The organism is Xenorhabdus yunnanensis (genome assembly GCF_028598805.1).
GTDB classification, from domain to species: domain Bacteria; phylum Pseudomonadota; class Gammaproteobacteria; order Enterobacterales; family Enterobacteriaceae; genus Xenorhabdus; species Xenorhabdus yunnanensis.
This window is the reverse complement of sequence record NZ_JAQRFI010000033.1, coordinates 24,000-45,955: the sequence shown is the minus strand read 5'-3', so window position 1 is coordinate 45,955 and position 21,956 is coordinate 24,000. Positions and strand designations below refer to the sequence as shown.

17 protein-coding genes and 1 pseudogene are annotated in these 21,956 nt (G+C 41.3%); 8 read left to right on the top strand and 10 right to left on the bottom strand.

Features of this window, described 5'->3' with window-relative positions:
• Positions 1 to 78: 78 nt before the first annotated feature.
• Both PSI23_RS13985 and PSI23_RS13980 read right to left on the bottom strand, forming a co-directional pair.
• Positions 79 to 444 carry a DUF3969 family protein gene (locus PSI23_RS13985; RefSeq protein WP_273555661.1) on the bottom strand — a complete coding sequence of 122 codons (366 nt, stop codon included), beginning with the start codon at positions 442 to 444 and terminating at the stop codon, positions 79 to 81.
• Between the two features lie 75 nt (positions 445 to 519).
• Positions 520 to 936, bottom strand: a complete 417-nt coding sequence (locus PSI23_RS13980; protein WP_273555660.1) for a hypothetical protein — start codon at positions 934 to 936, stop codon at positions 520 to 522.
• 563 nt (positions 937 to 1,499) lie between these two features.
• Here PSI23_RS13980 and PSI23_RS13975 point away from each other — a divergent pair.
• Positions 1,500 to 1,752 (top strand): annotated as a pseudogene (locus PSI23_RS13975) (transposase); the annotation flags it as partial.
• Positions 1,753 to 1,961: 209 nt separating this feature from the next.
• On the opposite strand, the gene PSI23_RS13970 reads toward PSI23_RS13975, so the two are convergent.
• Together PSI23_RS13970 and PSI23_RS13965 are read right to left on the bottom strand one after the other, a co-directional pair.
• Positions 1,962 to 2,852 (bottom strand): LysR family transcriptional regulator, encoded by an 891-nt coding sequence (locus tag PSI23_RS13970; RefSeq protein ID WP_273555659.1) that lies wholly within the window; start codon positions 2,850 to 2,852, stop codon positions 1,962 to 1,964.
• Positions 2,853 to 3,965: 1,113 nt separating this feature from the next.
• Entirely contained in the window at positions 3,966 to 7,409 is a 3,444-nt protein-coding gene (locus tag PSI23_RS13965; RefSeq protein ID WP_273555658.1) for an inverse autotransporter beta domain-containing protein, read from the bottom strand.
• A 379-nt stretch (positions 7,410 to 7,788) separates the two neighbouring features.
• On the opposite strand from PSI23_RS13965, the gene murQ reads away from it, so the two are divergent.
• Together murQ and murP are read left to right on the top strand one after the other, a co-directional pair.
• The gene (gene murQ / locus PSI23_RS13960; RefSeq protein WP_273555657.1) at positions 7,789 to 8,769 is read left to right on the top strand and encodes an N-acetylmuramic acid 6-phosphate etherase; all 981 of its coding nucleotides are present in this window, start codon (positions 7,789 to 7,791) and stop codon (positions 8,767 to 8,769) included.
• Positions 8,770 to 8,879: 110 nt separating this feature from the next.
• A complete protein-coding gene (murP, locus tag PSI23_RS13955) occupies positions 8,880 to 10,346 on the top strand; it encodes a PTS N-acetylmuramic acid transporter subunit IIBC (RefSeq protein WP_273555656.1) in 1,467 nt (488 codons plus the stop codon).
• A gap of 1 nt (position 10,347) precedes the next feature.
• Here the strand turns inward: murP and PSI23_RS13950 are convergent, their stop codons facing one another.
• Positions 10,348 to 10,953, bottom strand: coding sequence for a LysE family translocator (locus PSI23_RS13950; RefSeq protein WP_273555655.1), 606 nt, complete (start codon positions 10,951 to 10,953; stop codon positions 10,348 to 10,350).
• 99 nt (positions 10,954 to 11,052) lie between these two features.
• On the opposite strand from PSI23_RS13950, the gene PSI23_RS13945 reads away from it, so the two are divergent.
• The 4 genes from PSI23_RS13945 to crp all read left to right on the top strand — a co-directional run bounded on the left by PSI23_RS13945 (position 11,053) and on the right by crp (position 14,516).
• Complete coding sequence (locus PSI23_RS13945) at positions 11,053 to 12,108, top strand: hydrolase (RefSeq protein ID WP_273555654.1); 1,056 nt, start codon at positions 11,053 to 11,055, stop codon at positions 12,106 to 12,108.
• Between the two features lie 102 nt (positions 12,109 to 12,210).
• Positions 12,211 to 12,435 carry a YheU family protein gene (locus PSI23_RS13940; protein ID WP_092519490.1) on the top strand — a complete coding sequence of 75 codons (225 nt, stop codon included), beginning with the start codon at positions 12,211 to 12,213 and terminating at the stop codon, positions 12,433 to 12,435.
• Positions 12,436 to 12,505: 70 nt separating this feature from the next.
• Positions 12,506 to 13,375 (top strand): phosphoribulokinase, encoded by an 870-nt coding sequence (locus PSI23_RS13935; RefSeq protein ID WP_273555653.1) that lies wholly within the window; start codon positions 12,506 to 12,508, stop codon positions 13,373 to 13,375.
• A gap of 508 nt (positions 13,376 to 13,883) precedes the next feature.
• Positions 13,884 to 14,516, top strand: a complete 633-nt coding sequence (crp, locus tag PSI23_RS13930) for a cAMP-activated global transcriptional regulator CRP (RefSeq protein ID WP_273555652.1) — start codon at positions 13,884 to 13,886, stop codon at positions 14,514 to 14,516.
• Between the two features lie 73 nt (positions 14,517 to 14,589).
• Here the strand turns inward: crp and PSI23_RS13925 are convergent, their stop codons facing one another.
• From PSI23_RS13925 to ppiA, 3 genes are all read right to left on the bottom strand, one after another.
• The gene (locus PSI23_RS13925; protein ID WP_273555651.1) at positions 14,590 to 15,807 is read right to left on the bottom strand and encodes an aspartate aminotransferase family protein; all 1,218 of its coding nucleotides are present in this window, start codon (positions 15,805 to 15,807) and stop codon (positions 14,590 to 14,592) included.
• A gap of 122 nt (positions 15,808 to 15,929) precedes the next feature.
• Positions 15,930 to 16,505 (bottom strand): aminodeoxychorismate synthase component II, encoded by a 576-nt coding sequence (locus PSI23_RS13920; RefSeq protein WP_086109818.1) that lies wholly within the window; start codon positions 16,503 to 16,505, stop codon positions 15,930 to 15,932.
• A gap of 249 nt (positions 16,506 to 16,754) precedes the next feature.
• The gene (gene ppiA / locus PSI23_RS13915) at positions 16,755 to 17,321 is read right to left on the bottom strand and encodes a peptidylprolyl isomerase A (protein ID WP_273555650.1); all 567 of its coding nucleotides are present in this window, start codon (positions 17,319 to 17,321) and stop codon (positions 16,755 to 16,757) included.
• Positions 17,322 to 17,731: 410 nt separating this feature from the next.
• On the opposite strand from ppiA, the gene yihA reads away from it, so the two are divergent.
• The gene (yihA, locus tag PSI23_RS13910) at positions 17,732 to 18,355 is read left to right on the top strand and encodes a ribosome biogenesis GTP-binding protein YihA/YsxC (RefSeq protein WP_273555649.1); all 624 of its coding nucleotides are present in this window, start codon (positions 17,732 to 17,734) and stop codon (positions 18,353 to 18,355) included.
• Positions 18,356 to 18,440: 85 nt separating this feature from the next.
• Here the strand turns inward: yihA and spfP are convergent, their stop codons facing one another.
• Together spfP and polA are read right to left on the bottom strand one after the other, a co-directional pair.
• On the bottom strand, positions 18,441 to 18,488 hold the full coding sequence (gene spfP / locus PSI23_RS23480) for a small protein SpfP (protein WP_438361642.1): 48 nt from the start codon (positions 18,486 to 18,488) through the stop codon (positions 18,441 to 18,443).
• Positions 18,489 to 18,862: 374 nt separating this feature from the next.
• Entirely contained in the window at positions 18,863 to 21,715 is a 2,853-nt protein-coding gene (polA, locus tag PSI23_RS13905) for a DNA polymerase I (RefSeq protein WP_273555669.1), read from the bottom strand.
• Positions 21,716 to 21,956 lie beyond the last annotated feature (241 nt).

Here is a 21,956-nt window from a genome sequence, read left to right as displayed (position 1 = left end):
AAATGACAAAACAAAACGGGTGACTGTCGATCGTGTTTGAGCTAATACATTTAAGTTGATACATTACAGGCCGCTAGCTTACTTTCGATTGAGTACGTTAACTTCTTTGTTTACTAATCTTCCAACTTCTTTGCTATTTTTGATAACTGATAACGTCTCTTCTATCAATGCATTAATAGATTCTGATAGAAAAGCGGGGCGTATACTTTCTATATCTTCAAGTTGACATCCTGTTTCAATAATCTCAACTAATGCATCAACATCACTTAATGCATCAGATACTTTTGTTTTCTTCAATAACTTGGCAATGTAAGGCATGAATATAAATCCTTCTGCCTCCTCAATAGATATGAGTTCTTTATCAAGGGAGTACAGTACTCCTAAGATTACAAAGCTAACAAATTTACCTGCGTGTTTATCTTGAATACGATAATTAAAATCCATGATTGCTACTCCAATTCATCCAATAGATATTCATTTTTTATCATGAAAATATGGTAACCCCAAATTTAATTATAATTAAATCCGACTATTTTGATTACTCCAGCGATAATAAAATTTTACATCAAATACCGGACTACCACTTTGATGGGCAAAATAATGAAGAGATACTTTTTTTCCGTCAACCACGCCATCGCGATAGACTTTAAACCATTTTCCTTTTTTTTCTTTTCTTAAATCATGCAATAAAACCTTATCTTTAATAGAATTCCTAGTTATTCCATTTTTAGCATTCTTAAATCCTTTCGGATAGTTTGGCGCATCTTTGTAGGATGGATAAAAGTGCTTAAGATCACTTGAATCGCCAAACCAGCCCACTTTAGTGAGTGAGATTTGATGCGTGTTTGTCGCCGTATCTGACGCTTGGAAGCTGTGTCCAGAAAAAGGAAGTGATATTAATACAAGGCTAAATAAAACTTTTGCAAATCGTTTCATAAGAATATCCTCAATATAAATAAGTTGGTTTTAGTTATCCTCACAACAGAATTAGAATTACTCTGGTGCAATATTAAGCATTATATAGATACTCAACTAAACGGAATTAAAACCAGAACCGATTTATTTCGGATAAAATATTAATAAAAGATAAATAAAGTTGGTTATTAAAGATTATATGGTTAATAAGACTTTGAATTTACAATCCAACTCCTGCAAAAAATGCAGTAGTTAAAATTCTCGATATCGGAACAAATTCAAGTAATTCAGTTAAGCTGGCTAACTGATCGGAGTCGGTCATTATCTTATATTTCTGTTAAATAAACATGTTAAGTTGGTTTTTGGGTGATATGGTCAACCCCCGAACCCCATAGATAAACCCATATTCTCCGTTTTCAGACAATAGTTATCATCTGGCTAATGGCTGACATGGCATTTATCAGCAGCAAACTTCGAATTTACAACTCAGTGAATCACGCACACGACCAATACATATATAATAGTCGATAACTTTCTCGCTGACTGGTATGACAAAATGGCTCCACCGACAGCGCTTCAGCTACAAGGATATGGCTTATATCCTGAACATTGAGTTGCATTATCTGCCCTCTTCCAATCCCAACCTGAATTCGATTGAACTGATTATGGAAGTTCATAAATGAGCAGGTTCGTCACCATGTTTATTTTGTGGAGCCAAAGGTTTTCCGTGAAGCCATTCATCGCTTTTTTAATGTCACACTCCGAGAAAAAGCGAAAGCATTCGTTTGCCGATTAAATGATAATTTTCAAATCCTGAAACCGGCATCTTCAAGTTAAGCGGGTATATACGTTCTCATTTTGCACTCCTTACTGACAAATTTTCTTTATAATTTATACCCAATGGATTTCAAGATGCGTCGCGGCGGCAAGGGAGCGCCGCCAACAACGGAGCAACTTAAAAGACGAAGGGTATATACCTTAATCTCCATAATAATATAGGGATTAAATAACAAATATCCTAAGGAAAACAGCAGTAATTTTCTGACTTATACACTAGCAACCAACGTAGAAAAACTTTCTGCATCGTCAAGCAGATGGTCGTCTATTGATTTTCCCCAAACCACACCGAGATCAATTTTTTTATCTGTTTCAACAATTTCCAACAAATTCATATAATAATCAGGAATCGAACTAATAATTCGTTCAGGAACAAAGGTATAAGAATTATTTTTTGTCACCATCTCAATTATCAACATGATATCATTTGTCTTTAATAACAAATTCATATTTTCACCGGTATAAATAGGAAAAACATTAAGGCAATTCGTTAACTCAATTACCTCATTTTTTTCTGATGAATTTTCCGGAGCAATCCCATTGCCATATTTACTAAAAGCTATCCTGAACTTAGATATCAAGTTACTCTTTTTTCTAAAGATAAAAACTAACCTTTCTGTAAACGTCTTTTTAGGCTCTAACTGCGCAATAAATGCCATAGGTATCACAGCAACATGTAACATTCCTGCATTCAATAAACTTATCTGCTGTTCAACAGACAGCCCGGTCACCAACGCTAATACAACATTTCCTTTATTCCCCGCAATCTGTTTCTCTATTTGAGAATAGTTATGGATAGGGAAACATGAGCCAACATATAAATGCCTGACCAAATCTTCTTTTGAATCAAAATGAACCTGACTTTTGAAGCGTTCATAGTGTGTTAAGAACTTTCTGGCATTTTCCAGTGTCTTATGCCCAAAATCTGTCAATCTTGTTCCATTTGGCCCCCTTGTAAATAGTGAAGCACCAAGAATATCTTCCAACCCGTGTATTTTCTTCGTCAAGGCAGGCTGAGAAAGATAAAGCCTCTCTGAAGCCTTATGATAATTAAGAGTCTCAGCCAAAACGATAAAAGCTTCAAGATTGCGTATATCCATGTTCTTTCGCCCAATGATTGTTAAATAACTACAAAACATTACAGATTCATGGTGATAGCATTTTAACTTAACGTTTTGCCAAAGGTTTTATCTGGTCAACTGTCAAAATGTTAATTAACAAAATGTTAGTTAATAAGGGTACAATAAGCAAAAGATTTATTATTACGCGTTAATTGCGTAAAGAAATAATACCAAATGTAACTAACACAAAGTTTACATTTTATAATAAAGATTAAAATGACCTCTTGTTATCCACATTTATACCCTTCATCTTCCAAGTTACTTCTCTGTTGGCTACGATATAACCTGAAATTTATCGGGTATACAAATCTCCCTTCATTAAAATAAACCTACTGCTGGCTATGTTATATGTCCTAAAACTAGGGCTACCACCAAGAAAAAATAATGAACAACAAGTTATCAATTGATAACTTTCATTTATTAGTAACCCATCGATGGAAATACCAAAAAACCATAAAAGTTAAAATATCATACTAAGAAACTATTGTGTGAATAATTTAATTCTTAGATACAAAGAAAAGCATATATAGCTGACTTACTCGTATAGTGAAATAAATAGCAGATAATTCACATCCATTTTATTATTCCCCCTTGATCAAATCTTTACTTTTATGGCTATTTTAAAACCTACTCTTATTACGCGTTAACAATGACTTACTTTAATTAAAAATACCATATCAAATATAATAATAATGATTTTCACCATCATAAAACGAGTATAAAATTCACTCATAAATATAGTATTGATAAATAACAATACGTGTAATGGCAGGTTTTTAGTGTGTTGTCATTGATAAAATTTATCTAATCTTATTCCAAATCATGAAGCTTTTTGATATCGGAATATTCTGTATTGGTATGAGATTTTGTGAAGCAACTGTGCTGAAATTTATGTACCCAAGGATAATTTCACGTTAATGAATTAACCGGATTAGAGTTTCTTGGATTTCCCTACTCTCAAATTATTTATCCGTTAGCGTATTACCAGACATTCTTCATTTAATCATTATAAAAAATCAAATAAAAACATTATCACTCATCAAAAAACACAGGCTCAATATTGAGCCTGTGTTTTTATTACTATAAATTGATTCAGTACCTATTATCTATTAAACAAACAACTGAAGCGGATGTATTCTTATTTATTTTATCATTATTGACGTCTGAAAGATCGAGTGGTTCAAATTTATTTGAATCTGCGTTCAGAACAGTTATGATACTGTTATCAGTACTGTATGAGGTTTTTATTGGAACTGTAAAGAAACCCAACTTCACCACGTTCCCGCCGAATTCAGTTAATAGAGCTTTGCTACCTCCTCTACCATCATAGTTCCATACATCAAGCTTATGTACTTCCTTAATCCCCGATTCAGTGCAATGACGCCTAGAATCCTGAGCTATTGCCGAATCTGGATATCCCATCAGCAGGAACCAATTAACAGGCTTCCAATAGTATTCGTACTCGATATTCTCGAATGTCGTCGTATTCCTTACCGTTGCCTTGAACGTCCTATCGTGCAGTACTTCGTACTGTAACTTCTCTGAAGGTACGGTATTGAAAGAAATTAAGCCACTATCCTTATCTATGAAATGCTTACTGAAAGAAGCTTTTTCATCATCTGTATAGGTAACTTCAAAATCCGAACTATTAGCTGGCAGGCGCTTGCCGCTCCCATCAAGTAAATATGCCTGTAGCGAGTTGAAAACATTACTAGGTCCATGTTCATTGATTCCATAAGTATGCTGAGTTGTGGGATTATCTTTATTGGGATCATCTTTATTAAACACTCGAAGCTGCGCAAGTTTCGGAACTGGATCAAATATTATACTACCATTATCACTCAGGCCGACTTCCTGACCACCACCTGCCTCACTTGTGGGTAATTTAATTTTCGGCTTAATGCCAATCCCATTCTCATCCCTAATACTTACTTTAGATGTCATGTAGACATACAGCTCCCCATTGCCAGTTGTTGTTGGCGATTCAGGTGTGAACGTGTATTTATCTTTAAGCTCCTCGACGACGTTAGTCGACCACTCAATTTTGCTAGGATCAATGCTGAGATTTTTTGCCGGATCACCAGCTGAATAATTAACATTTATCTTCAACTTAACCTTATCATTCCCATTCGCCTTATATCTTTTAGCCCCATCCACTTCTTCGAACTTACTAACTTGAATCTTATTAAGTCCTGCTTTAAAAGATATCGGAGGTGACGAAATGTTGATTTTCTTATTAGAGCCCAGCTCTGTGAGGGTAAGCTCTATAGTGCCTGGTTCGGTTATTTGGGTACTTTCAAAAGTGAAAGTTATCTTATTCTTAAGAGTGGCAGGGGCCGATACTATGACACTCTTGAGGCCAGGGTACTTGTCCTTGTCGAAGTTTATATTATAAGTGTAATTTGGATTAAACTTAGTAATATCCGGGATGTTAACAGTAACCACACGCTGCTTATCTCTCACGGCCTCATATTCCTGCGCTCCTGTCCAGGTAATGTCTTTTGTTAAAGGGTTCTTTTCCTCGAACGCTACAGGATCAGTCATATATACTGGTTTAGCACCATCTATTGACACCCCAGCAATGATACCTGTTGCCGCTTTCTCACTGACTAAAGTCGCTGATATTTGACCATTTTCATCCGTTTTATCAGTTTTTTTCTCATTTAGCCATTTCACACCCGGCGGAAGGTCATTCTTAACGCTCCACTCAACCGTCACATCTTTCTCTTTCAGAAGGTGACCGGCTGCGTCGGTTACAGTTGCGATAAAGATGTAACCACTGTTTTTATTAGCCTCCAGTGGGCTTTTCTCTTTCGTTTCAATCTTAACTGTATACTCAGATTCAACTACCTTAGCGAAATCAAGATCATTGATGACTTTTGCTTGAGGCATTCCGTCCATTGTCAGGTAAACCTCCACGTTCTTAAGTGGTTGGTCACTGCTTACCGTTGCCTCTAACTGCCCTTTGTCATTCGTTGTGTCACTTTGCACCCATTTCACTTTGTCAGTGTTAGGCTCATTTACAGACCACTCCAACTTACTCATTTTCAGTTTAGTAAGGGGGTCATTATCTTTTGTACCGTAAGTGATGGTCGCCAGCAATTTGTAGGCCACTTCACCAGGCTTGCCGCTTTTAACCACCTCTTTCGTCACATCTTCTTTTAAGACAAAAGGCTCAACTTTGACGTTTATATCACTGGGTTTAGATTTGTTGCCACTGCTGTCTTCCGCCGTAAAACTGAGCACATAGGTATTATCAGTTTTAGGGTTATATTTTGGCAGTGTCAGCCCGATAGGGTTCATATTTTCAGTGATCCCTCCGTTGTTCTCACTGAATAAATCATCTGGCTGCCATTTCAGTTTCGCGTCCTTAGGTGTGACAGTGGCATGTATCGGAGCCCATCTTTGATAGCTATATCCCGTGATATTCTGTTGCTGAATATTCAGCAGCACTTCTTTTTCACCTTTCTTACGGTAATCAAGAACAATCTGGTTATTTCTTTCCACCAAATCGTGGCGGCTGCCTGCCAATGTACGCATAGATGCAACGTTATCTGATGATAGCTGAGCTTCAAACGGTACGCCGAATCGGTAATTAAGGTTGGTTTGGAACAGAGTTTCACTGTGCCCACCGCTGCCGAGTTTATAATCGACTCCCATGGTCACCAATGGAACAGGTGTATAGTTCACCCCAAATCGGGCCAGACTCGGGTCTTTCTGCTTGGTATCACGATTGAACAAAGCGACCTGATCGCCAAAATACTGTTCATAGGCTAACTTACCGCCAATATTCGGATAAACAGGCAGGAAGAATTCACCATTGATATCAAAGCCGTTGGCAGGGCGTTCTTCCCATCCTTTTTCGTGCGGTGAATCATGCCAGTCACTCACACGCCAATACGTATTAGCAGAGAACTTGGCATAGTCTGTCCATGCCTCACCCCCTAAACCGATACGTTTATTATTACCCGTGACGTCAAAGTCATAGAAAGAATTTAATCCATACATCCAGCTTGGAGTAAAATAACGCCCACCAAATCCTAAATTCAGAGTATGTCGGCTGTCTTTATTGCGATAGCCCAACTGTGAGAAAAATAGCCAATCGGATTTGTTATCGTAAAGTGGTAACAATAAATCCAAAGATCCGTTATCTAATTTCCCTTTTCTATCCATAGAAAAATTAATTTTGGCTGTACCAAATTGTGATAGCCACTTTTGCGCTTCACCGTTTACCGTGCTATTTATTTTCCCCAGCGCATAAGATTTAGCTTGCTCAGTAAGCTCAGACGGTGATGATGACAACACATTGCTAACCGTTTGAATATTTCTGGCAATCAAACCCGCGGTTTCATTTCCCTTGTCATTATCATTGAGATTATTTTCATTCTCCTGATTTTCTAAGAATCTTTTTTGCGATTGATGTTCATGTTTTTCCCCACCCACAGCAAATGCACTCAATGATGTGAGTGGAAATATAACTATCGAATATATAAATACTAAAAACCTAACGAACTTTTTACTAATATACGAGTCCATATATGAGTACCTCATAAAATATAGTTCTTTTCCAGCAATTAAGCATTGATGTCCAAATTTAGAGAAAAAATAACACTTACACACACTTAAAATACATTAGGAAACTTTTAGATAAAGTGCTTAATGAAATATTATTATCGCCTGATAAACAATAGTTATCACACATCGAATATAAATCCGCTTGCCGGAGCTAAAATTCAAACTTATTTTTTTACATTCATATAATTTACATTCATATAAATAATTTAGACTTATATAAATAAGGAGGGTTTCTACTGGCTTCTGGATACGACTAGAAATATATTGGGTATAAAACCAATAATCTGTACGATAACCAGTTATCGATAAATCTATTCTGGCCACATAGCAGGAAAAAATAATGAAAATCGACCTAAATAATATGATAACTGAGAGCCGAAATCCCTCCAGCACTCATATCGATACGTTATCCACTCTCGACATGTTGCGGGTTATCAACGATGAAGATAAAAAAGTGGCCATCGCCGTCGAAAAAAACCTGCCTCAAATTGCCGATTTGGTTGATAAAGTTGCCGAAACATTTCGTCAGGGCGGGCGCTTAATCTACATTGGAGCCGGAACATCCGGGCGTTTGGGAATTTTGGATGCCAGTGAATGTCCACCGACTTACGGCACAAAACCAGAACAAGTCATCGGCTTAATTGCCGGTGGGCATCAGGCCATTTTACAAGCTGTCGAAAATGCGGAAGATAATAGGCAATTAGGCATCAACGACCTTAAGGTACTACACTTTAGCCAAAGAGATATTCTGATAGGGATCGCTGCCAGTGGCCGGACACCTTACGTATTGGGTGCAATGGAATATGCCAAATCAGTTGGCGCTACCATAGCTTGTATCTGCTGCAATCCAGACAGCCCGATGACACAGTTGGCAGATATCGCCATTACCCCCATAGTCGGGCCTGAAGTGGTGACAGGCTCTTCCCGCATGAAGGCAGGAACAGCGCAAAAGCTGATACTGAATATGATCACCACAGGTGCCATGATCCGTACGGGAAAAGTGTATGGCAATTTGATGGTGGATGTGGAAGCCACCAATGCCAAATTGATCGAACGCCAGAAAAATATTGTCATGACCGCCACTGAGTGCAGCAAAGAAATAGCAGAGCAAGCCCTCAGTGCCTGTAGTGGTCACAGCAAGACCGCAATTGTCATGATTTTATCGGGCGTCAGTGCCGAAGAAGCCAAAGCTTTATTGGCAAAACACCAAGGGTTTATCCGACCAGCTATGTCTAATGGATTAAAAAAAGATGAAGAGTATATACCCAATGGATTTCAAGATACGTCGCGGCGGCAAGGGAGCGAATCCCCGGGAGCATAGATAACTATGTGACCGGGGTGAGTGAGCGCAGCCAACAAAGAGGCAACTTGAAAGACGAAGGGTATATTTCGATAAACCAATAATCATTGCCTCTTTAAAGGAGGTTATAATTGGCTAAAATTAATCAGGAAATGCTGGTCGAAATACTCAATGCCATCGGTGGAACGAGTAACATTGCACATTGTGGTCACTGCATGACTCGCCTACGATTGACCCTATATAACAATGAGCTTGTCGATAAAACCAGATTGAAGAACATAGCAGGGGTCTTAGGCGTCATAGAAAGTGATGACCAGCTCCAGATTGTTCTTGGCCCCGGTAAAGCACAAATAGCCGCAGAGATGATGAATACACGGTTAAGTGAAGCACACCATCTCCGCAGTTCAGAAGCGCCGGCTACAGAACCTCATTCCGATAAGCTAAAAGAGATTGCCATCTCCAACAAACAACATATTAAAGAAAAACGAACCAGTTCAATCCATAAGTTTCTGGCTAAATTCGCCACTATCTTTACTCCCCTAATCCCCGGATTTATCGCCGTTGGCCTGTTATTGGGTTTCGCGACTCTGTTGGAACAGATTTTTATCAAAGAAGTCTCTCATCCCAATGCCGTATTGGTTGAGATGATCGGCTATATGAAAATCTTCAGCAAAGGCATGTTCAGCTTCCTGAGCATCTTGATTGGCTACAATGCACAAAAGGCATTTGGAGGATCAGGAGTTAATGGAGCCATTATCGCATCCCTATTTGTACTGGGATATAGCGCCGAAGCCACCAGTGGATTCTATTCGGGTATCAGTCATTTTTTTGGCTTCACCATCGATCCACGGGGCAATATTATCGGGGTACTGATAGCCTGTATTCTTGGCGCTTGGGCCGAAAAACAGATCCGCAAAATTATGCCATCTGATCTGGATATGATCCTGACTTCCGCCATCACCTTACTTATCATGGGCGCCGTTGCCTTTATTATTATCATGCCTGTCGGAAGTTATTTATTTACCGCGATGTCATGGCTGTTCATTAACTTAAATGGCAACCCATTCGGTACAGCAATCTTGGCGGGATTGTTCTTAATTGCCGTAATGTTTGGTGTGCATCAAGGCTTTGTGCCTGTCTATTTTGCCTTGATGGATGCACAAGGCTTCAACTCCCTGTTCCCCATTCTCGCGATGGCAGGTGCGGGTCAGGTTGGCTCTGCATTGGCTTTGTATGTGAAAGCGAAAAAAGGTTCTCTGCTGCGAACCCAAATCAAAGGTGCCATCATTCCGGGATTTCTGGGAATTGGAGAACCTTTGATTTATGGCGTAACACTGCCACGCATCAAACCTTTTGTCACCGCCTGTTTCGGGGGCGCTGTGGGTGGCTTTTTTATCGGCCTGATTGCTTGGTGGGGATGGCCTGTCGGGTTAAATAGCGTTTTCGGCCCTTCAGGACTGGTCGCCCTGCCACTGATGACATCCAACAGTGGCATTTTCACGGGCATGGCCGTATACGCCGCCGGATTACTTGTCTCTTATATCGCAGGCTTCACGCTAACGTTATTCTTCGGGAGCAAAAATATCGATTTAAGCTGATTCAGCCAAACCAGATCAAAGGCACACAGGCTGCTGTCAGAATACCCATTGTGATATTGAACATGATCCATGCACGGCGGCTTCTCAATAACTGACCAATCAGTGAACCGAGAACAAGCCAGATTGCGCCAGCAAGTATATTAGCGATTAACATCACGATGCTAATGGCAAAAATGGAGTGGTTATATAGCGGCCCGGACAAACTGTAACTACTGACGGCTCCCAATCCCATCAGCCATGCTTTCGGGTTCAGGAACTGCAATAGCCAGCCTTGATAAATTCTGGTTGGCTTCCCTACCGATGTTATGGTGTCCAATCGTTTATAATGCGAAATGGCAGTTTTCCAGGCCAGCCATAATAAATACAGGCTTCCGAGCACTTTCAGGCCAGTATGCATGGCAGGATAAATCAGTAGCAGAGCAGCAACACCAAACGCAGACAACAACAAAATTGTCTGCATTCCCAATATGATACCCAGATAAAGTGGCATGGAACGACGGAGACCAAAATTCGCCCCTGATGATGTCAGCAACAAATTATTTGGGCCGGGTGTGACAGCAGAAATAAACATAAATGTACTAAGCGAGAATAGCAGGCTTACAGTCATGGGTAGACTCCCCTCACCCAAAGAGTTGACATTTCCTTTCGGGAAAATAACAGTATGTCATTCCATACACAAGATGACTAATCATGAAATCGATTCATTATGAGTGATAACTTTTATCCTTTAAGTGGGGTGAGCAATCCCCATCTACAAACTCTTTTGCCCCGTATTTTGCGGCGCCGCCCGAAATTGCAACCTCATTGGCAACGGCTAAATTTACCCGATGATGATTTTGTTGATTTGGCATGGAGTGAAGATCCTGCAACCGCTGCCCACAAACCACGGCTGGTTCTTTTCCATGGTTTAGAAGGCGGATTCAGAAGCCCTTACGCCCACGGTCTGATCAGTGCTTGTCAGGAAAAAGGCTGGCTTGGTGTCGTAATGCATTTTCGTGGATGCAGTGGTGAGCCTAACCGCCAACAACGCATTTATCACTCGGGAGAAACCAGTGATGCCCGCTATTTTCTCAACTGGCTAAAAACGACATATGGTGAAGCTCCCACCGCTGCTGTCGGCTATTCCCTTGGCGGTAATATGCTGGCCTGTTATCTGGCAGAAGAGCAAGAACGCGCCCAAGTAGATGCAGCAGTTATTGTCTCAGCGCCGTTTATGCTGGAAGCTTGTTCAAAACGAATCGAACAGGGTTTTTCTCAGTTCTATCAATACTATTTGCTCAGCAAGCTGAAAAATAATGCTACCCGCAAGTTGTTGCGTTATCCCAATTCTCTGCCTTTGAGCCTTAGCCAACTTAACTCAATGAAAAAATTGCGTGAGTTTGATGATGCCATCACCGCTAAAATCCACGGTTTCAAAGACGCAACAGATTATTATCACCAGTGCAGTGCGCTGCCTCGTTTACCTAATATCACGGTACCGCTGTTGATTATCCACGCCAAGGATGACCCTTTCATGGCACCGGATGTTATCCCTGAACCAGCGAATTTACCCTCCAATATTGAATATCAGATGACTGAACATGGTGGTCATGTTGGTTTTGTTAGCGGTTCTTTGAAAAAACCACAAATGTGGCTGGAACAACGTATTCCGAAATGGTTAGCACCTTATTTAGAATCAGTGCATTCAGAACCAGTGCAATTAGAATCGGGGTATTTAGAGCCGGAACATTTAGAGCAGCTATCTTCAAAGCCATCGTTCTAAGGCTATGATTTTAAAGCCGTCATTTTAAAACCATCATTTTAAAACCGTCATTCGAAAACCGTCATTCTAAAAACCATGACAGCGTTATCAGGAGCAATAACAATGATTATCCCGTGGCAACAATTGGAAACCGATACCCTCCTCAACCTGATTGAAAGTTTTGTCTTACGGGAAGGTACTGATTACGGCGAACAGGAAAAAACTCTCGAACAGAAAGTACAGGACATCAAACGTCAACTTGAACGAGGTGAGGTTCTGCTGGTATGGTCTGAATTACATGAAACCGTCAATATCATGCCCAAAGATATGCTCCACCATAAAGCCTGACTTGTTCTGTTCACTTTAAGAGACTGATTAAAAAGTATAATCCCCAATTTTATTGATAAGGAGTCTGTTCATGTCTGCCAAACACCCTGTCATCGCCATCACTGGCTCCAGTGGAGCAGGAACAACCACGACCAGTGCCGCCTTCCGCAAAATCTTCCAGAAACTTGAGGTCACTGCCGCACTGATAGAAGGGGATAGCTTCCATCGTTATACTCGTCCTGAAATGGATGCCGAGATCCGAAAAGCGAAGGAACAAGGCAGACATATCAGCTACTTTGGGCCGGAAGCCAATGATTTCAGTACACTGGAAAAGACGTTTTTTGATTATGGGAAAACAGGGGAAGGCCGCTGTCGAAAATACCTCCATACCTATGATGAAGCAGTACCTTATAACCAACTTCCGGGTACTTTCACGCCGTGGGAACCCTTACCAACCAATACGGATGTTCTGTTTTATGAAGGTTTACATGGCGGTATTGTCACTCCGCAACATAGTGTTGCCAGCCATGTTGATTTGCTGATTGGTGTCGTACCTATCGTCAATCTGGAATGGATACAGAAACTAATCCGTGATACCAGTGAACGCGGACATTCCAGAGAGGCCGTTATGGATTCCGTTGTACGTTCGATGGATGACTATATTCGTTATATCACGCCTCAGTTTTCACGCACCCACATCAATTTCCAGCGTGTTCCCACCGTTGATACCTCCAACCCCTTCTCTGCCAAGGCGATTCCCTCGCTGGACGAAAGTTTTATCGTGATTCGCTTTCGCGGTCTAACTCAAATTGATTTTCCTTATTTACTGGCAATGCTTCAGGGTTCATTTATTTCCCGTATAGATACTCTCGTCGTTCCGGGTGGAAAAATGGGACTGGCTATGGAGTTAATTATGGCGCCTCTTGTTAAACAATTATTTGAAGGCAAAAAAATTTCATAATTTAAGTTAAACGGCATTTTATTTTTAATAAAACAGGTAACAAAAAATAAAGTTACCTGTTTTATTAAAATAAATAAGCCATTTTTATAATGATAAATCAGATGATAAAAATCAGACTTTCAAAGATGTAGTAGCAGGTAAAAAAACAACATAGAACAACATTACTGTTCAGCCAGTATCCAGTATATTTTTGCTCTTTTTATAGATAAACGTCCCTTATGACCGATTTTTGATAATCTGGCAACCAATTTAACATGCTGAAGCGATACAGGAGAAGACAGAAACGTTTTCCTGTGTTACAAACAAGGTTACAAGCGTGAACTGGCAAGGAATATGGTTTAAGATTAATATGTCAGCACTCTGACATCTTGATCATTCATATAAAATTCCAGCTCGCCAGTTTTTCAGCAAATTAATATGTTAATCTATTGACTTTATAAAGCTAGCCTGAAGAGAAACCTCAGTTTCTCACATCATAAAGGCAAAAATAACAAAGAGGATAAAGCGAATGGTTCTCGGCAAGCCACAAACAGACCCTACTCTCGAATGGTTTTTGTCACACTGCCATATTCACAAATATCCATCCAAGAGCACGCTTATTCATCAAGGCGAGAAAGCAGAAACGCTTTACTATATTGTTAAAGGTTCAGTTGCTGTTCTAATAAAAGATGACGACGTTAAGGAAATGATTCTCTCTTATTTAAATCAGGGAGATTTCATTGGTGAACTTGGATTGTTTGAAGAGGGACAAGAACGTACGGCATGGGTGCGAGCTAAAAGTGCCTGTGAAGTGGCTGAAATTTCCTATAAGAAATTCCGCCAGTTAATTCAGGTTAACCCTGATATTCTGATGCGTTTATCTGCTCAGATGGCAAGTCGCCTACAAACGACTTCCGAAAAAGTAGGTAACTTAGCCTTCCTGGACGTTACAGGCCGTATCGCCCAAACATTGCTCAATTTGGCTAAACAGCCTGATGCAATGACTCACCCTGATGGTATGCAAATCAAAATCACTCGTCAGGAAATTGGGCAGATTGTGGGTTGCTCCCGTGAAACAGTTGGCCGCATTCTGAAAATGTTGGAAGATCAAGACCTGATCTCTGCACATGGTAAAACTATCGTCGTTTATGGGACACGCTAATTCCCAATAAACTTGAAATCCAGCCAGAGCAATCTTTTTATATTCGCACTGGCTTTTCTGATTCACCTAACTGTTATTTGTTCAACCATCGGTATATCGCCATATCCAGCCGCATCATGCCTTCTGTGATTTCATCCTCAGAAATAATCAATGATGGTGTAAAACGCAAGATACTGTCTCCCGCACTCAATAACATTAATCCTTGTTCCGCCGCTTGCTGCAATATTTCTTTGGCCTTACCCTGATATTCTGCTTTCAATACAGCGCCAATAAGTAAGCCTTTTCCGCGGAATTCATGGAAGATGCCATACTTTTGGTCAATCTTTTCCAAGGCATAAATGAGAATATCATGACGTTTTTCTACACCCATCAGCACTTCCGGAGTATTAATGATATCCAACGCGACACAACCGACAGTACAAGCCAATGGATTACCACCATAAGTCGTTCCATGCGCGCCCGTTTCCATTGCAGCCGCTATTGCATCTGTCGTTAACATCGCACTGATCGGAAAACCGCCTCCCAGAGCTTTTGCTGTCGTCAGGATATCCGGCTGCACGCCATAATGCTGGTAAGCATACAACTTGCCTGTTCGTCCCATTCCACTCTGAACTTCATCAAAGATCAACAGAGCCTGATGCTTATCGCACAATTCACGCACCCCATGCAGAAATTCCATTGTCGCAGGAGTGACCCCTCCTTCTCCTTGAATCGGCTCTAAAACAACAGCACAGGTGCGATAATCAATCGCCGCCCTGACGGCATCCAGATCATTAAAAGGCACATGAACAATATCAGCAGGTTTAGGGCCAAATCCTTCGGCGTATTTCGGCTGTCCTCCTACCGAAACAGTGAAAAAAGTGCGCCCATGAAACGCTTGATGAAAAGCAATAATTTGGGTCTTATTGGGATGATGGCGAATAATCGCATAGCGACGCGCTAATTTGAATGCCGCTTCATTAGCTTCTGCTCCTGAATTAGCGAAAAAGACCTTCTGCGCAAAGGTCGCATCAATCAATTTTTGCGCTAAAGTTAAGGCGGGTTCATTGGTAAAAATATTGCTGATATGCCACAATTTTTCACTTTGCTGTTTCAGGGCATTTACCAAGGCAGGATGGCAATGTCCCAGAGCCAAAACAGCGATACCACCAGCAAAATCAACATATTCTTTACCCTGTTGATCCCATAATCGACTTCCTTGCCCTCTGACTGGGATAAAATTCGCTGGCGCATAAATAGGCAACATCACCTGATCATAGGTATTTCGGTTTATTGCTTTATTTTCTAGCATTTCCCTCACCTTATTTTTATATTTGCCATTTCAAAGTGAAACAATAGTCATTAAATATGAATAAAAAATCACGCAAGAGCAAATAAAAAAACAACCGAATGAGGGAGTGTGATGGTATCTGATTAATATTTGAGGAAATTATTCAATAACTCATGTCCCTGCTCACTAAGAATGCTTTCCGGATGAAATTGCACTCCTTCCAGTGGCAAAGTACGGTGACGTATTCCCATAATTTCATCTACATCACCATTACGCTGACTCCATGCTGTCACTTCAAATGAAGCAGGAAGCGTTTCTGCGGCAATGACCAGAGAGTGGTAACGGGTGACAGTCAATGGATGATCCAAGCCTTTGAATACTCCTTGCTGGCTATGGTGGAGCAAACTGGTTTTTCCATGCATCACTTCACGGGCTTTAACAACACTTGCTCCAAAAGCCTGACCTATCGCCTGATGTCCCAAGCATACGCCGAGGATGGGCAATTTCCCTGCAAAATGTGAAATTGCTTCCAGCGAGATCCCAGCTTCATTTGGTGTGCAAGGGCCAGGAGAAATAACTAAATGTGTCGGCGCCAAATCTTCGATATCTTCAAGCTGTAGCTCATCATTGCGCTTAACTAAAACCTCTGTCCCTAATTCACAAAAATATTGATATAAATTAAATGTAAAAGAATCGTAGTTATCTATTATTAATAACATAGGAGTATATCCTACTGATTTTATAGTTTTATAAGTTGTCTTACCCCATTGGGGTATTATGCATTCTGTATTATGGTAAAATCAGGTAAAGCAGTATCAACGGCAAAGGGGGACTCATCATACCACAGACGCATTTTTAAAATAGAGGTACAGAGAAATGGCGGAGAGAAGGGTGATGGAGAAAAAACAGACGGCATTCAAACAACCATTAATGATTATCCGAATACCGTATTATGTCAGTTCAAATTATTAAGGTTCAATCTTGGCAGACAAAATCACAATAGGTTTCACCGGCACATTTTGATAAGGGCCGGCATTTTCTGTTTTGACCTGAGAAATTTTATCAACCACGTCCATGCCTTTTACTACCTTCCCAAACACTGCATAACCAAAGTCACGCTGTCCGTGGTCAAGGAAAGCATTATCAGTCACATTAATAAAAAACTGAGCGGTAGCGCTATCCTTATCTGCGGTACGTGCCATCGCAATAGTGCCACGAAGATTGCGCAGACCATTATCGGCTTCATTTTTGATTGGAGCGCTAGTAGGCTTCTGTTTCATATCTTTTGTGAAACCCCCTCCCTGAACCATAAAACCAGGGATAACACGGTGAAAGATAGTGTTGTTATAAAATCCCTCATTGGCATACTTAACGAAATTCTTGGTAGTAATTGGTGCCTTATTGCTATCCAACTCCAGTTCGATTTCGCCTGCTGATGTTACCAGCTTCACGTGAGTTTCAGCGGCCAATGCTGGGACAGCAATTGCACTGATAGCACATGCCGTCATAAGCGACACAAAAATACGTTTAAACATTAATGATTCCTTTATTTTTGAGGTCAACAATAAAACTCATAACAACAAAACTTATTAAGTTTAATTCCCTATCGCATTAAGTTCCAAAGATTTACCTACATTTACGAGTATTTTAGGTGAATAAAGGGGAGTTCTGTCGATACAACTTTTATATTCGCACATTTTGGCAATAGTTATTTTGTGAATAACCTCCGTATTGATGCGCTTTCCACGCCAAGGAGCAGTTACTGGATTTTAGGCAGGCAGCAATTCAGCTTGTTTTGCATGTTATAACTCAAGGGGAATTCTATTCACTTTTCGCCGACTATCTGCACCGTTCTTTATCGGAATAAAGTTACGCCTGTCCACAAGCTGCTGCTCTCGGTATAATCACCGCGCTATTTTTGTGTATTCCTCGGGAGATAACCATTTTGACCATCAAGAACTACAACTATCATATGACTCACTTTATCACGAGTGCACCTGATATTCGCCACCTGCCTCAAGATGTGGGCATTGAGGTCGCGTTTGCCGGTCGGTCAAATGCGGGTAAATCCAGCGCACTGAATGCACTGACCCACCAAAAGGGCCTTGCGCGTACCAGTAAAACCCCTGGCCGTACACAGTTGATTAACCTGTTCGAAGTCGAAGAAGGGGTTCGCCTGGTCGACTTGCCGGGTTATGGTTACGCTGAAGTACCAGAAGAGATGAAGCGCAAATGGCAGAAAGCCTTGGGGGAGTATCTCCAGAAACGCGAATGCCTGTTAGGGTTGGTGGTTTTGATGGATATCCGCCATCCACTGAAAGATCTGGATATGCAAATGATCGAATGGGCTGTCGTGATGCAAGTGCCGGTCATGGTATTGCTGACTAAAGCCGATAAACTGGCATCCGGTGCTCGTAAAAGTCAATTGGCGAAAGTTCGTCAGGAATTGGCCTCTCTGGATGGTGATGTTCAGATCGAGTATTTCTCCACTCTGAAAAAAATCGGCATCGATAAACTAGAGCAAAAACTTGATCTTTGGTTCAATCAACCTGCCATTGAAACGGAGTAACATCTGCGCCTGATCTTACCGCGCTCCTATAAACCGGACATAAAAAAACGCCCCAGTCAAAAAAGATGACTGGGGCAGCTAATATTCAGCTAAATCCGATTACGTGAAGTAAAAGGTCTGAAAGATAGAACATCTTACCTCTGTACCCTACGCCGATAACTTTAACCTATTCCTTTCATCAAAAAAAGACTTTTTTGTAATTAATTTTCATAAAATACCGCGATTAAGCCGCTAATATTTAAGCAAAATAGGTTATTCCGGCATCATTTATGTAGTTTAATTACATATTTATGAGATCTAGATCTAATATAAAACCTAACCTAAATTCTTGTCACAAGCCTCTTCTCGGTGTGATTGAGCTTATTTCAGTTCATTAAACAAACCGTGCTTTCATAAAAATCATTCAATAAAAAACCACTACCACAAAAACACAGTAATAAAAAAAGAACCGCATTTCTGCAGCTCTTTTTTAGCTTCTAAGATGAAGGTTCTAAGATAAAAGGCTTATCAATGTGCCTGATCCCAGTCATCACCAATCCCAACATCCACTTTTAACGGCACGTCAAGCAGCATGCTTTGTTCCATCAACTCTCGGACTTTCTGCTCTGCTGTCTCCAACTCTGATTCATGTACTTCAAATACCAGTTCATCGTGAACCTGCATGATCATGCGTACATTTGGCTGTTCACTGACAATCCAGTCATCTACCGCAATCATCGCCAATTTGATGATATCCGCTGCCGTACCTTGCATCGGTGCGTTGATAGCTTCACGTTCTGATGCCTTGCGACGCATGGCATTACGCGATTTGATATCCGGCAGATACAACCGACGACCTTCCAGTGTTTCTACAAATCCATGCTCAGCCGCTTGCTGGCGTGTGCGTTCCATATAAGCCAATACGCCCGGATAACGCTCAAAATAGAGATCCATATAGCGTTGTGCTTCGCCGCGCGGAATGCCTAACTGACGGGATAATCCAAACGCACTCATGCCATAAATCAAACCAAAGTTAATTGCCTTAGCACTGCGGCGCTGCTCGCTGGTTACTTGTTCCAATGGTAAATCAAATACTTCCGCAGCCGTCGCACGGTGGATATCTTTGCCTTGTGCAAATGCCTTCAGCAGCCCTTTGTCTTGTGATAAATGAGCCATAATGCGCAATTCAATCTGTGAATAGTCCGCCGCCATAATTCGGTAGCCTTCCGGCGCAATAAATGCCTGACGAATACGTCGTCCTTCCTCATTACGAACAGGAATGTTTTGCAAATTCGGATCGCGGGAAGAAAGGCGCCCCGTCGCAGTTACCGCCTGATGATAAGAAGTATGAACGCGATTTGTCAGTGGATTCACCATCTGAGGCAATTTATCAGTATAGGTGGATTTCAGTTTTGCCAGGCCACGATGCTCCAAAATCACTCTTGGCAATTCATGGTTCTCCGCCAATTCTTCCAACACTTCTTCATTCGTTGATGGTGCGCCATTCGGCGTCTTTTTCAGTACAGGCAAGTTCATTTTTTCAAATAGAATGACTTGCAGCTGTTTTGGTGAAGCCAGATTGAATTCTTCCCCCGCCAGCTCATAAGCAGCTTTTTCCAGCTCATCCAAACGGGCAGTGATTTCCCTTGAATGTTCTGCCAGCGTTTTAGCGTTGATCAATACTCCTGTTCTTTCCATGCGGGACAGCACCGGCACCAACGGCATTTCGATCTTCTGGAAAACTTTTTTCAGGGTTGGGACGCTTTCTAACTGAGGATACATAGCCTGATGCAGTCTCAGAGTCACATCCGCATCTTCTGCTGCATATTTTGAGGCTTCCTCTAATGCGATTTGATTGAAGGTAAGTTGTTTTTTGCCCTTGCCCGCAATGTCTTCAAATGTAGTAGTTTTATAGCCTAAGTGACGATCAGCAAGGCTATCCATGTCATGCCGCCCTCCGACACTGTTCAAAACATACGATTCCAGCATGGTATCAAAAACAATGCCATGCAACGCAATGTCATAACGCGCCAGAACACCGCGATCAAACTTCAGGTTTTGACCAATCTTGGGCAAGTTAGCATCTTCCAGCAACGGCTTTAATGCGGCGAGAACTTCATGTAGATCCAATTGCTGTGGCGCATCCAGATAATCGTGTCCCAATGGCAGATAAGCGGCTTCAACTTCTGATTTTCCCGTTTCCGGTTCTCCCGCTTCTGATTCCCCCACCGCAATGGCAAAGGACATCCCCACCAGATTGGCTGTTAGGGTATCCAGACCGTCGGTTTCAGTATCAAAAGAGAATGCCGGAGCCTGTTTCAGCTTTTCAATCCACTCATCAAGGGATTGACGTTCAAGGATGGTTTGATAACTTTCCGGCGATATTTTGACAGCAATTGGTGATACTGCCATCGATTCTGGATTACCTGATTCTGACGTAATAGTGGCTGACGTAATAGTGGCTGCGGCAGGTTTCTGTCCGTTCTTTTCCAGCCAACTGCCATTCTGTACATCACTGATCCAACGTTTGAACTCATAATGACTGAATAGTGACAACAATTCATCCGCATCAGGTGGCATAACGGAAAGCGCCAAACAGGCCTTATCCAGCTCAACATCAGTTTTGATGGTTGCCAATTGGTAGGAAAGATAAGCCACCTCTTTATGCTGCTCCATTTTACCGCCCAATGTTTTGGCTCCACGGAAACCGAGTGTGGCAATTTCATCAAGTCGGGTATAGATCTCATTCAATCCACCGATACCCTGCAATAGCCCCTGAGCTGTTTTTGCACCCACTCCCGGCACACCCGGAATATTATCGGAAGAATCCCCCATTAAGGCGAGAAAATCGATAATCAGTTCAGGAGGAATACCATATTTTTCCGTAACCTCTTCTGGCCCCAAAATGGTGTTGGTCATAGTGTTAATCAATGTGATATTTGGCGTCACCAATTGCGCCATATCTTTATCACCTGTGCTGATCAGAACCGAACGGCCTTCTTTTTCAGCCTGCAAGGCCAATGTACCAATAACATCGTCAGCCTCAACGCCCGGAACGACCAGAATTGGCAGCCCCATTGCTTTGACCATCTTGTGCAACGGCTCAATCTGCGAACGCAAATCATCCGGCATTGGTGGTCGATGGGATTTATATTCAGCAAATAGTTCATCACGGAACGTTTTGCCCTTGGCATCAAACACGACCGCCACATGACTAGGTTTGTACTGCATGATTAAACTTCGCAGCATGTTCAGCACGCCATACATGGCGCCCGTCGGTTCTCCTGAACTGTTTGTCAGTGGAGGAAACGCATGGTATGCACGATAAAGGTATGAAGAACCATCAACCAAAATCAGGGGATTGTCTGCTATCTGTGCCATAAAATTTTCTTCGTCGTTCTGTGGGATGAATAAAGAATAGAATGCCATACTGCGTCGCTATAAACGAATTTTGCGGTAATTTTCTCGTACTGACTTGCATGTTATGACAAATATTTTGATGAATGCGCTGTGGATAACTTTGTGCACAAAAAAATGGCATATAAAACAGATTTATGTTTATTCCCACAAAGAGTGGATAACAGGAGACAAAAAATCAATAAATTACGCGGAATATTAAATA

Coding starts and splice junctions, on each gene's coding strand:
- PSI23_RS13920 (WP_086109818.1), bottom strand. CDS start 16,505: ATGTTATTAATAATAGATAACTACGATTCTTTTACATTTAATTTATAT.
- PSI23_RS13980 (WP_273555660.1), bottom strand. CDS start 936: ATGAAACGATTTGCAAAAGTTTTATTTAGCCTTGTATTAATATCACTT.
- PSI23_RS13945 (WP_273555654.1), top strand. CDS start 11,053: ATGAGTGATAACTTTTATCCTTTAAGTGGGGTGAGCAATCCCCATCTA.
- PSI23_RS13985 (WP_273555661.1), bottom strand. CDS start 444: ATGGATTTTAATTATCGTATTCAAGATAAACACGCAGGTAAATTTGTT.
- polA (WP_273555669.1), bottom strand. CDS start 21,715: ATGGCACAGATAGCAGACAATCCCCTGATTTTGGTTGATGGTTCTTCA.
- PSI23_RS13970 (WP_273555659.1), bottom strand. CDS start 2,852: ATGGATATACGCAATCTTGAAGCTTTTATCGTTTTGGCTGAGACTCTT.
- PSI23_RS13935 (WP_273555653.1), top strand. CDS start 12,506: ATGTCTGCCAAACACCCTGTCATCGCCATCACTGGCTCCAGTGGAGCA.
- ppiA (WP_273555650.1), bottom strand. CDS start 17,321: ATGTTTAAACGTATTTTTGTGTCGCTTATGACGGCATGTGCTATCAGT.
- PSI23_RS13925 (WP_273555651.1), bottom strand. CDS start 15,807: ATGCTAGAAAATAAAGCAATAAACCGAAATACCTATGATCAGGTGATG.
- murQ (WP_273555657.1), top strand. CDS start 7,789: ATGAAAATCGACCTAAATAATATGATAACTGAGAGCCGAAATCCCTCC.
- PSI23_RS13950 (WP_273555655.1), bottom strand. CDS start 10,953: ATGACTGTAAGCCTGCTATTCTCGCTTAGTACATTTATGTTTATTTCT.
- PSI23_RS13940 (WP_092519490.1), top strand. CDS start 12,211: ATGATTATCCCGTGGCAACAATTGGAAACCGATACCCTCCTCAACCTG.
- PSI23_RS13965 (WP_273555658.1), bottom strand. CDS start 7,409: ATGGACTCGTATATTAGTAAAAAGTTCGTTAGGTTTTTAGTATTTATA.
- crp (WP_273555652.1), top strand. CDS start 13,884: ATGGTTCTCGGCAAGCCACAAACAGACCCTACTCTCGAATGGTTTTTG.